General features: G+C 72.3%; 12 protein-coding genes. 10 read left to right on the plus strand and 2 right to left on the minus strand.

What is annotated here, in order from left to right; translation table 11 throughout:
* Positions 1–29 precede the first annotated feature (29 nt).
* The 9 genes from OGL89_RS02840 to guaA all read left to right on the plus strand — a co-directional run bounded on the left by OGL89_RS02840 (position 30) and on the right by guaA (position 7,654).
* Complete coding sequence (locus tag OGL89_RS02840; protein WP_263118351.1) at positions 30–221, plus strand: hypothetical protein; 192 nt, start codon at positions 30–32, stop codon at positions 219–221.
* A gap of 206 nt (positions 222–427) precedes the next feature.
* On the plus strand, positions 428–1,105 hold the full coding sequence (locus OGL89_RS02845; RefSeq protein WP_263118352.1) for a hypothetical protein: 678 nt from the start codon (positions 428–430) through the stop codon (positions 1,103–1,105).
* Positions 1,106–1,181: 76 nt separating this feature from the next.
* Positions 1,182–2,327 (plus strand): OmpA family protein, encoded by a 1,146-nt coding sequence (locus OGL89_RS02850; RefSeq protein ID WP_263118353.1) that lies wholly within the window; start codon positions 1,182–1,184, stop codon positions 2,325–2,327.
* Positions 2,324–2,944, plus strand: a complete 621-nt coding sequence (locus OGL89_RS02855) for a hypothetical protein (protein WP_263118354.1) — start codon at positions 2,324–2,326, stop codon at positions 2,942–2,944. Before OGL89_RS02850 ends, OGL89_RS02855 begins: the two co-directional genes overlap by 4 nt.
* A 169-nt stretch (positions 2,945–3,113) precedes the next feature.
* Positions 3,114–4,514, plus strand: a complete 1,401-nt coding sequence (locus OGL89_RS02860) for a hypothetical protein (protein ID WP_263118355.1) — start codon at positions 3,114–3,116, stop codon at positions 4,512–4,514.
* 26 nt (positions 4,515–4,540) lie between these two features.
* Positions 4,541–4,987 (plus strand): hypothetical protein, encoded by a 447-nt coding sequence (locus tag OGL89_RS02865; RefSeq protein ID WP_263118356.1) that lies wholly within the window; start codon positions 4,541–4,543, stop codon positions 4,985–4,987.
* Positions 4,984–5,559 (plus strand): hypothetical protein, encoded by a 576-nt coding sequence (locus tag OGL89_RS02870; protein ID WP_263118357.1) that lies wholly within the window; start codon positions 4,984–4,986, stop codon positions 5,557–5,559. The genes OGL89_RS02865 and OGL89_RS02870 overlap by 4 nt, the downstream gene beginning before the upstream one ends.
* An 80-nt stretch (positions 5,560–5,639) precedes the next feature.
* Positions 5,640–6,065, plus strand: a complete 426-nt coding sequence (locus tag OGL89_RS02875) for a DUF3817 domain-containing protein (RefSeq protein ID WP_263118358.1) — start codon at positions 5,640–5,642, stop codon at positions 6,063–6,065.
* Positions 6,062–7,654, plus strand: coding sequence for a glutamine-hydrolyzing GMP synthase (guaA, locus tag OGL89_RS02880; protein ID WP_263118359.1), 1,593 nt, complete (start codon positions 6,062–6,064; stop codon positions 7,652–7,654). Before OGL89_RS02875 ends, guaA begins: the two co-directional genes overlap by 4 nt.
* A gap of 52 nt (positions 7,655–7,706) precedes the next feature.
* Here the strand turns inward: guaA and aroD are convergent, their stop codons facing one another.
* Together aroD and OGL89_RS02890 are read right to left on the minus strand one after the other, a co-directional pair.
* A complete protein-coding gene (aroD, locus tag OGL89_RS02885) occupies positions 7,707–8,474 on the minus strand; it encodes a type I 3-dehydroquinate dehydratase (protein ID WP_263118360.1) in 768 nt (255 codons plus the stop codon).
* 1 nt (position 8,475) lies between these two features.
* The gene (locus OGL89_RS02890; RefSeq protein ID WP_263118361.1) at positions 8,476–9,369 is read right to left on the minus strand and encodes a hypothetical protein; all 894 of its coding nucleotides are present in this window, start codon (positions 9,367–9,369) and stop codon (positions 8,476–8,478) included.
* 123 nt (positions 9,370–9,492) lie between these two features.
* Here OGL89_RS02890 and OGL89_RS02895 point away from each other — a divergent pair, with 123 nt between their 5' ends.
* Entirely contained in the window at positions 9,493–10,167 is a 675-nt protein-coding gene (locus OGL89_RS02895; RefSeq protein ID WP_263118362.1) for a TetR/AcrR family transcriptional regulator, read from the plus strand.
* The last annotated feature ends 101 nt before the right edge of the window (positions 10,168–10,268 follow it).

Below are 10,268 nucleotides of genomic sequence, written 5' to 3' on the forward strand. Positions count from 1 at the left end.
GGAACAGATCGGGGATTCCAATGACTCGCATGCTGGTGAACACGCAGATCCGCATCCGCAAGATGCTCGAGAACCGCGAGCTCGGTCAGGGCACGCTCGAGTACCTGGGCATCGTGATCGTCGCCGCGATCCTGGTGGTCGCGCTCGTGACCGCCTTCAACAGCTTCGACCTCGGCTCGAAGATCTCGGACCAGCTCGACAAGATCGGCAGCGCCGGCTGACCAGCGCTCACTCGGCACAGGGCGGTTCGGCGACGGAGGGGTCGCCGAGCCGCCCTGTGCCCGCGGCAGATCCGGACGGTCGTCCGGAGGCACCGCCGGGACACGGCAGACCGGGTACCGAGAGCACGGGCAGGGGACGGGTGAACAGGCAGACGCGGGGACGGCGGTCCCGACGGTGGACCGCGCTGAGGGGCGACGACGGGCTCGTGACGAGCTCCGTCGTCGTCGTCGTGATCGTGGGCGTCATCGCGCTGGTGCTGGTCGGCACGTTGCCGCTGCTGAGCGGGACCGAGCAGTCCGGCCGGACCCAGACGTCCGCCGACGCGGCCGCGCTGGCCGGCGCCCAGAGCATTCGCGAGCGCGCGCTCGAGGAGCTCGCCCTGGTGACCGCCGGAGTGCTCACCGGCAGTGGCGGCCTGAGCGGCAGCTGGACCTTCGGCGGCGCGGTCGGCCCGGCCAGCGGGTACACCGCGGCGGCCCAGTACGCCCAGCGCAACGGCGCCGAGCTGCCGGCCGAGTGGTACGACTACGACCCGTTCGGCGACACGGTCAGCGTGCGCACCCGGTTGACCGAGACCTCACCGAACGGCGACCACACCGAGTCGGAGGCCCGGGCCCAGCTCGGGGTCCACCTGGCCGAGTGCCGGCTGACCGCGAGCCGGGACGAGGTCGAGCAGCCCGAACCCACCCCGACGCCGACCGGGCCCGACGGTGAGCCCACGCCGGTCGAGCCCCAGCCGGAACCGGAGCCGACCTACACCGACTGGGAGTTCGGTTTCACGTGCCCGGGCCTCAGGCCCGTGACAGGCTCTACCCTGCTGGGCGTCCTGGCCGGCGCAGCCGACCGCCTGGACGCCGCCCTGACCCCGAGGCTCGTCGCATGACGCCCGCCCTCGGTGGGGTGCCGCAGAGCGTGCAGTGCCCGTCGTCACCGTCGTACCCGACCTGAAAGGCCGATCGATGACCGTGCCACCGAACCACCGGCACCGGCGGCGGGTGCTCGCCGCCGGCCTTCTCGCCGCCCTCACCCTGACCGCCGTGCCGGCCGTCGCCGCGGACGACTCGGGCTCGTCCGCGCCGACCGCGTCGTCGACCGGGTCCGGAGCCTCGGGGTCCGGCGCGGAGCTGCCCACCGGGGTCCTGACCGTCGACGGTCAGGACGTGCCGGTGCTGGCCTCGTTCGTGTACCACGAGTTCAACAAGGACACGAACCCCGAGATCCGCGGTCTGATCCACGGGGTGCAGCGGATCGACGGCGGCACGGTGGTCTACTACTCGCTCGGCACGCCCACCGGATCGGCCTTCCGGGGATCACAGGCGTTCCCCAACTCGAGCGCGCCGTACCAGCTCGGGCACGGGACCGACCTCCGGCTGATCGACTCCGCCGGTCTGGTCGGGTACCGGCCGCTGTACGACGGTGAGACGACCTTCGCCAGCGAGACCTCGGCCCTGGACGGCGACACCGGCGACCTGCGGGTCGGATGGGCGGTCTTCCCGGAGCTCGGTGCGGACGTGGAGGACGTGCAGGTCGTCATGCCGTGGGGCACCGCGGTGGCCGACATCCCGGTGGCGGACGGCGCACTGGAGCCGGAGGCGGACGAGGCCGGGCCGTTGCTCGGCGAGGGATGGCCGGCCGTGCCGTCGGGCGACGACCTCGCGGGAGCCGATCCGGCCCAGGTCACCTATGACCTCACCCGCCGGTCGGGGGACGCCGCGGGGACCGCCCAGGTCGCCGAGTCGCCCGAGGAGGTGGCGGTGACCCTGGACGCGAACGTGCTGTTCGCCAGCGGCTCCGCCGATCTGTCCGCGGAGGCGCAGGCCACGCTGGCGACGGTCGCGCAGGACATCGCCGCGCGGGCGACCGGTGAGGTGGTGGTCACCGGGCACACCGACTCGGACGGGTCGGACACCTTCAACCAGACCCTGTCCGAGCAGCGCGCGGCGGCGGTCCAGGCGGTGCTCGCACCGGCCAGCGGCAACGCGGTGACGTTCAGCTCGGTCGGACGGGGCGAGACGGAGCCGGTGGCGCCGAACGACACCGACGAGGGCAAGCAGGCCAACCGCAGGGTCACCGTGGTCTACAGCGTCCAGGAGGGGCAGCAGTGAGCTGGTCGAAGAGGCGCGCGCTGGCCGCCGGGATCGCCGTCGTGACCGTGCTGGCGGTCTCCGCCTGCACCGGGGACGACCCCGCGCCGGACCCGGCGCCGACGGACGGCGGCACCTCCTCCGCCGACGAGGGCTGGACCCGTGAGCAGCTCGAGGACGTGGTCATGACCGGCGACATCGGCACCGGGACCGTCCTCGGGGAGGCCGAGGGCGAGGTCCCGAGCACCCCCACCGCGTACCCGGCCTCGATCGAGGTCACGCAGGTGCTTGCCGGTCCCTCCAGCACCCTCGTGCGCTTCACGTTGCGCGGGACGGACGACTCCGCGCCGCTGCTGTCGCTGGACTCGTTCAACAAGGCCACCCCGCTGACCGACGACATCCGGGACATCGCCCTGGTGGACGAGGCGAACGACCAGCGGCTCCAGCCGTTCCTCGGTGTCCAGGACGGGGTGGCGGACACCTCGTTCTGCACCTGTGCCGCAGCGCCGGGCCAGATGACGACGGCCGGCCAGCTGCTGTCGGGGACGTTCCCGGCGCTCGACCCGTCGACCACCAGCGTCACCCTGGAGGTGCCGGGCTTCCCGGTGGTCGAGGACATCCCGGTGACCTGGCAGTAGGGGTCGATCGGAAGGCCCGCACTGGGCCCCGCCCGGCACGAAGAATGGGCCCACGATGGGCCTGCGGGCTCACGAGGACGCGCCCAGCTCTCTCTAGGGTCACTGACAGGGGACGACCAGACGGGTCGCGACGAGGGGACATGGGGTGTTGACCGTGGAACGACCGCCGGTGACATGGGGGGACCGCGGGGCGAGCACGCTGGAGACGCTCGGGGTCGTGATCGTGGCCGCGCTCCTGGTCACCGGGGCCGTGGTGGGGGTCGCGGCCTACCCGGGGTCGATCAGCTCGGCGCTGTGCCGGTTCGCCGCGGCGGCCGGTCTGTCGCCGGGCAGCTGTGACGCCGCGGCTCCCGAGGCGGTGGCGCCGAAGACCGACGAGGACTTCCGCCCGCCGGTGTGCATGCTCGAGGAGACCAGCGAGCAGTACTCCGCCGAGGTCAAGGTCTGGTTCTTCAGCTTCGGCGAGAACTCCGGCTTCATCGTCCAGGAGTTCTCGGACGGGACGGTCCGGGCCACGGCCACCGACGGCGCCTCGGTCGGCGCCGGCGGCGCGATCACGAGCAAGACTTTCGACGCGGGCAAGCTGGGCGGCGGCGACAACGCCGGCGTGGACATCGACCTCGGCGGCGGGCTGAAGTTCAGCTACGGCGACACCTGGGAGTTCGAGTCCGCGGACCAGTGGAAGGACATGAAGGGCCAGCTCGACGACTACCTGCTGCAGCAGGAGATGCTCAAGCAGGAGGGTGGCGCCTTCGCGGTGATGGCGATGGGCTGGGAGGACCCGCCCAAGCCCGCTCAGGTGTCGTACACCAAGCTCGAGCTCGAGGCCGCGCTGAACGCGAGCGCCGGACTGCGCGAACCGACCGGCACGCTGGGCGACGACGGCAAGGAGACGTTCATCGACCCGAACGTCGGCGTGACGCTGGAGGCGTCGGCCGGCGCGGCGGTGATCCTCGAGACCAACCACGAGACCGGCGAGCAGAGCTGGACCTTCGAGCTCACCGGCTCCGGCTCGGTGGGGGCGGAGGCCGTCGTGGGCCAGGTCCAGGCCGAGGGCGAGATCCAGGGCGCGCTGACCGTCACCCGGAACAAGAAGGGCGAGCTCACCCAGATCGTCATGCAGACCAGCCACGAGGGCGGATTCGCCGGCGGCTTCGGCAACGACACCTCCGAGAACGTGTCGGGCAGCGGCGACCACACCGAGACCGACTCCACGGTGACCACCACCACCCTCGACGTGACCGACTCGAACAGGTCGACCGTCGAGGACTGGCTCGGCGCGCGCTCGACCGGCGCGACGCTGGCGCTCCCGTTCGCGGCGGCGGTGCCCGACTCGCCGTCCGACGACCCGTTCCAGCAGTTGCTCTACGAGCAGGCCAGGACGAGCGCCATCACGTACCACAACGTCTCGGACAAGTGGGAGTTCGAGGCCGCGGTGAAGAAGGGCTGGCAGTTCGGCATGGCGATCTCCGGCGAGACGGCGACCTCCTCGGCCACCGACGCCAACTTCCTCGGGGCGCCCGGCACGGACGGCACCCGGTCGCTCATCCCCGACTCGACGTGCAAGTGAGCGACCCGATGCCGCAGCATGATGCCGTGAACATCCGCGCTCTCATCGTCCCCTGGCTGGCCGGAGTCGTCGGCTACCTGGTCGGGCTCTTCGGGTCGGGGGTGTGGCTCCGCGCGATCGCCGGTTCCTCCGGCGCCTCGGCGGCCGCCGGGCTGAGCTGGATCTCGTGGGTCGCCCCGCCCGTGCTGGCGGGTCTCGCGGCCGGGGTCGTCGCCCGGCCGCGGGCCACGGCGCGCCGGGCCGATCTCGCCGCCGCCGTCCTGCCGCCCACCGCCCTGGGCGTCCTGATCGTGCTGGCCTTCGCGTCGGTCACCGGCATCATGAGCTGGGGCGTGGTTCCCGCCGCACTGGCCCAGCTGGCCATCGCCCTGGTCGTCGGCCTGCTGGCGGGGATCGCCCGCGACCGGCTGCGCCGCCCGGACCAGGGCCCCGCGCCCGTGACCTACACCACTCAGGAGGATCGCCGAGCATGAGCCCGCGACGGCACACCCGCACCCGATTCCGCACGACCGTCGCCGCCCTGGTCGCCCTCGCGGCGACCCCGGCCCTGGCCGGCTGCGGCGGTGACGACACCCCGGACGGCTGGACCCGCGTCGAGACCGGGTGGCTCGCGCTCGACGTGCCCGACGGCTGGGTGGAGACCGGCCGGGTCACCGACCAGTGGACCACCGGCTGGCAGGACGCCGAGGGGGACGACGCGACCCTTCAGCTCCTGGCCAGCCCGACGCTCGGCTACTACCGCGCCGACGTGGGGCGCGGCGTCGTCCTGGCCGGCGCGCAGGTCGGCGGCCTGCCCGGGTTCTCGGTGGTGGAGCAGACCGAACCGGTCGACACCGACTCCTTCGAGCTGAACCGGACCGAGTTCACCTACGACTCCGACGGGGACGGCACGTACTCCGGGATCTTGTGGGTGGCCTCCGACCCGGAGACCGAGCAGGCGGTCGCGGTGCAGGTCACCGGCCCCGAGCTCGATCCCGACATCGTCGACACGATCGAGTCCAGCATCGCGGTGCTGGACACGGACGCCACACCGACCGGCTCCTGAGCCGGGCGGACCGCCTCGACGGTGGCGACGGGGGTGGGGGACAATCGACCCAGCCCCGAACCCGCCCCGAGAGGACCACCATGTCGCAGACCCCGGCGACCCCGCAGGACACCGCAGCCCGAGCCGTCGCCGTCGCCCGCGGCCGACTGACCCGCTACCGCGCGATGGCCTGGATCACGGGGACCATGCTGCTGGTGCTCTGCCTGGAGATGCTGCTCAAGTACGTGTTCCACGCGGGCGGACTGGACGCCAACGGTCACCCGGAGCCGGTGCTCGGCACCTGGGTCGCGATCGTGCACGGCTGGATCTACGTGGTCTACCTGGTGACCGTCGCGCAGCTGTGGTCCGCCATGCGCTGGAACGCCGGGCGCCTGGTGACGATGGCGCTCGCGGGCGTGGTGCCGGTGATGTCCTTCGTCCTGGAGCGCCGGGTGCACCGGGACGCCCTGGCCCGGATCGAGCGGGTGGCGGGTCAGTCCCCGGAGCCGACTACGCTGGACCGGTGACCGACTCCACCCCCACTCAGGCCACCACCGCGGACCACCCGGTTCTGGTCGTCGACTTCGGGGCCCAGTACGCCCAGCTGATCGCCCGCCGCGTCCGCGAGGCGAGCGTCTACTCCGAGATCGTGCCGCACACCGCCACGGTGGAGCAGTTGCTGGCCAAGCAGCCCGCCGCGATCATCCTGTCCGGCGGACCGTCCTCGGTGTACGCCGACGGCGCGCCGTTCGTCGACCCGGCGCTGTTCGAGGCCGGCGTCCCGGTGCTCGGCATCTGCTACGGCTTCCAGGCGATGGCCAAGGCGCTCGGCGGCGACGTGGCCCAGACCGGTCAGCGCGAGTACGGCGGCACCGCGGTCGAGGTCGTGGCCGAGGGCACCGTGCTGGCGGAGAGCCCCGCCGAGCAGACCGTCTGGATGAGCCACGGCGACGCGGTGCACGCCGCTCCCGAGGGCTTCGACGTGCTGGCCACTTCGGCCGGATCGCCGGTCGCGGCGTTCGAGAACCGCGAGCGCCGGCTGTTCGGCGTGCAGTGGCACCCGGAGGTCAAGCACTCCCCGCTCGGCCAGCGCACCCTGGAGCACTTCCTGTACGAGGGCGCCGGGCTGAAGCCGGAGTGGAACCCGGGCAACGTGATCGCCGACCAGGTCGAGCGGATCCGGGCCCAGGTCGGTGACGCGCGGGTGATCTGCGGTCTGTCCGGCGGCGTGGACTCCTCGGTGGCCGCGGCCCTGGTGCAGAAGGCGGTCGGCGATCAGCTGACCTGCGTGTTCGTGGATCACGGGCTGCTGCGTTCCGGCGAGGCGGAGCAGGTCGAGACCGACTTCGTCGCGTCGACCGGCGTGAACCTCAAGGTCGTCGACGCCCGCGAGCGGTTCCTGACCGCGCTGGCCGGGCACACCGACCCGGAGACCAAGCGCAAGATCATCGGCCGCGAGTTCATCCGGGTGTTCGAGGACGCCGCCCGGGAGATCGTCGCCGAGGCGGGGGCCACCGGCGAGGAGGTCACGTTCCTGGTGCAGGGCACCCTCTACCCGGACGTGGTCGAGTCCGGCGGCGGCGAGGGCGCGGCCAACATCAAGAGCCACCACAACGTGGGCGGGCTGCCGGACGACCTGCAGTTCGAGCTGGTCGAGCCGCTGCGCGCGCTGTTCAAGGACGAGGTCCGGGCGGTCGGCCTGGAGCTCGGCGTGCCGGAGGCCATCGTCTGGCGCCAGCCGTTCCCCGGCCCGGGCCTGGGCATCCGGATCATCGGCGAGGTCACCCAGGAGCGCCTGGACGTGCTGCGCGCCGCGGACCTGATCGCCCGGGACGAGCTGACCAAGGCCGGTCTGGACCGTGAGATCTGGCAGTGCCCGGTGGTGCTGCTCGCCGACGTTCGATCGGTGGGCGTGCAGGGCGACGGTCGCACCTACGGCCACCCGATCGTGCTGCGCCCGGTGTCCAGCGAGGACGCGATGACCGCGGACTGGACCCGGCTGCCCTACGACGTGCTGTCGATCATCTCGACCCGGATCACCAACGAGGTGCCCGAGGTGAACCGCGTGGTGCTGGACGTGACCAGCAAGCCGCCGGGCACCATCGAGTGGGAGTGAGCTGACACGCCACGGCCCGGCACCCCTCGGGGTGCCGGGCCGTCGTGCGTCCTCAGCCGTGGATCAGGGCCAGGGTGCGTCGCAGGGCCTCGACCTCGACCTGACCGGGCGCGGAGGCCGCTCCGACGGTGCCGAAGGTCGCGGCGGAGCCGAACACCCCGCCGGCCAGTCGGGTCACGACGCCGGTCCCGGCCATCGCCATGGTGATCACCGGCTGCTCGACCCGGCGCCGGACCGTGACGGTCGCGGCGAGCAGGCCCAGCACGTCCTCCGGGGTGTGCGGCATGACGGCGATCTTCAGCACGTCCGCACCCCGCTCGGCCATCAGGAGCAGACGACGTTCGATCTCGGCCTGCGCGGGTGTGCCGTCGAAGTCGTGGTTGGACGCGATCACCGGGACGCCCGCCGCGTGCGCCGCCGTGGTCATCGGCTCGGCCAGGGCGTGCATCAGCTCGACGTCGACCAGGTCCGGCAGCCCCGCGTCGAGCAGGGCGCGATAGACGGTCAGGTAGTCGTCACCGGGCATCGGCAGCTCGCCGCCCTCCGCGCCGGTCCGGATGGTGGCCAGCAGCGGCAGACCGGCCAGGGCGTCGACCAGGGCGCGACCGGCCGCGACCACGGCGGGCAGGTCGGCGCCACCGGCGAGCAGGTGATCCACCCGCCACTCCACCAGGTCGGGCGCGGCGGCGACCACCGGGGCGGTCGCGGTCAGCAGGTCGGCGGCGGTGCGGGCGGTCAGCGGGACGATCACGGCCGGGGCACCGGTGCCGAGCGTGACCCCGCGCACCGTGACCGGGCGGGGGGCGTCGAGGTCGGTCACGTCAGTCCTCCTGCGGTGTGCCGAACAGCTCGGCGCGGATCAGGTCGACCGGCATCGGCTTGCCGGTCCACAGCTCGAAGGCCGCGGCGCCCTGGTGCAGCATCATGCCCAGGCCGTTCATGGTGCGGCAGCCGGCGGCCTCGGCCTGCGCGAGGAACAGGGTACGGGGCGGGGCGTAGACCACGTCGGAGACGAACAGGTCCGGGCGCAGCACGTCCGTCGTCGGCAGCGGGGACAGCTCCTGGAGCGTGCCCATGCCGACGTTGGTGGCGTTGGCCAGCACGCTGGAGGCGGCGACGCAGTCCCGGAAGTCGTCCAGGTCGTCCAGGTCGTGCAGCACCGCGGTGGCGGAGGTGTGCTCGGCGATGGTCGCGACGGTGTGCTCGGCGATCGGCCAGACCGCGTCCCGGCGATTGAAGAGGTCGATCCGCTCGACCCCGTCCAACGCGGCCTGGATCGCGATCGCGGTGCCCGCGCCACCGGCGCCGATCATGGTGATCCGGCGGCCGACCGGGTCGATGCCGGCCTCGCGCAGCGCGGTCATGTAGCCGATGCCGTCGGTGACGTGCCCGGTGAGGTGGCCGTCGTCGTTGACCACGGTGTTCACGGCGCCGACCAGTCTCGCGGCGGGGGAGAGGTCGTCGAGCAGCGGCAGGATCGCCATCTTGTTCGGCATCGACACGTTCCAGCCGCGCACCCGCGTGGCGCGCAGGCCGGTCACCGCGTCGGCGAGCTGGTCGCCGTCCACCTCGAAGGCGAGGTAGGCGTAGTCGAGGTCCAGCTCGGCGAGGGCCAGGTTGTGCATCCGGGGGGACATGCTGTGCCGGATCGGGTAGGCGATCAGGCCCAGCAGCTCGGTGTGGCCGGTGAGGGCACGGATCGTTCCGTCGGGCATCGGGGGCTCCTCGTCGTAGTGGACGTACTCGATAGTTCATTGTGGCGAGCCGAGAGTCCCGGATCAGGGCCGATGGTCCTGTCATGATGCTCGGGGCCGAGAGTCGGCACGGAGGAGAGGGTCATGGCGGCGGCAGAGCAGGCGCGCGGACACGACGATCAGGGCGCCCCGCGCACCAGGGATGCCGACCGGACCCGCCAGGAGATCCTCGGCGCGGCGATCGAGGAGTTCTCCGCCAAGGGGCTGCTCGGCGCCCGGGTGGACGCCATCGCGGAGCGGATCCACACCACCAAGCGGATGATCTACTACTACTTCGGCTCCAAGGAGGGGCTCTACCAGGCGGCCCTGGCGGAGTCCTACCGGGGCACCCGGGCCCGGGAGCAGGACCTCGGGCTGGCCGGGATGGCGCCGGAGCAGGCGCTGCGCGAGCTGGTGCGATCGACCCTCTGCTACGACGCCACCCACGAGCCGTTCGTGCGGCTGGTGCTGTTCGAGAACCTGCTCGGCGGCCAGGCGATCGGGCAGCTGGACGAGGCCGACCGCGAGGTGAACCGCGGAGCGTTGGTCCTGTTGGACGACGTGCTGGCCCGGGGGCGTGCCGAGGGGGTGTTCCGGGACGGCCCGGACGCGCCGAGTGCGCTCGACGTGCACCAGGTGATCAGCTCGCTGGCCTTCTTCCGCACCGCGAACCGGGCGACCTTCCGGGAGTTGTTCGGCCGGGACCTGCTCGGCGACGAGACCCGGCGCCACGTCCGGGACCTGATCGAGGAGACCGTGGTCCGCCTGGTGCGCGCCTGAGTTTGTGACGCCTCTCACGAGCCACTGACCTGCACAGGCGGCCGTTCGCAGGACTTCCGACCCATCGAGGGTGCTCCGAGGAGCGCGATCTTACTAACTAA

The sequence above is a fragment of the Cellulomonas sp. RIT-PI-Y genome (assembly GCF_025642745.1).
Taxonomy (GTDB): domain Bacteria; phylum Actinomycetota; class Actinomycetes; order Actinomycetales; family Cellulomonadaceae; genus Cellulomonas.

Excerpts from the sequence above, each read along its gene's own strand:
- OGL89_RS02840 (WP_263118351.1), top strand. The coding sequence starts at position 30 with ATGCTGGTGAACACGCAGATCCGCATCCGCAAGATGCTCGAGAACCGC.
- OGL89_RS02850 (WP_263118353.1), top strand. The coding sequence starts at position 1,182 with ATGACCGTGCCACCGAACCACCGGCACCGGCGGCGGGTGCTCGCCGCC.
- OGL89_RS02870 (WP_263118357.1), top strand. The coding sequence starts at position 4,984 with ATGAGCCCGCGACGGCACACCCGCACCCGATTCCGCACGACCGTCGCC.
- OGL89_RS02875 (WP_263118358.1), top strand. The coding sequence starts at position 5,640 with ATGTCGCAGACCCCGGCGACCCCGCAGGACACCGCAGCCCGAGCCGTC.
- OGL89_RS02890 (WP_263118361.1), bottom strand. The coding sequence starts at position 9,369 with ATGCCCGACGGAACGATCCGTGCCCTCACCGGCCACACCGAGCTGCTG.
- OGL89_RS02895 (WP_263118362.1), top strand. The coding sequence starts at position 9,493 with ATGGCGGCGGCAGAGCAGGCGCGCGGACACGACGATCAGGGCGCCCCG.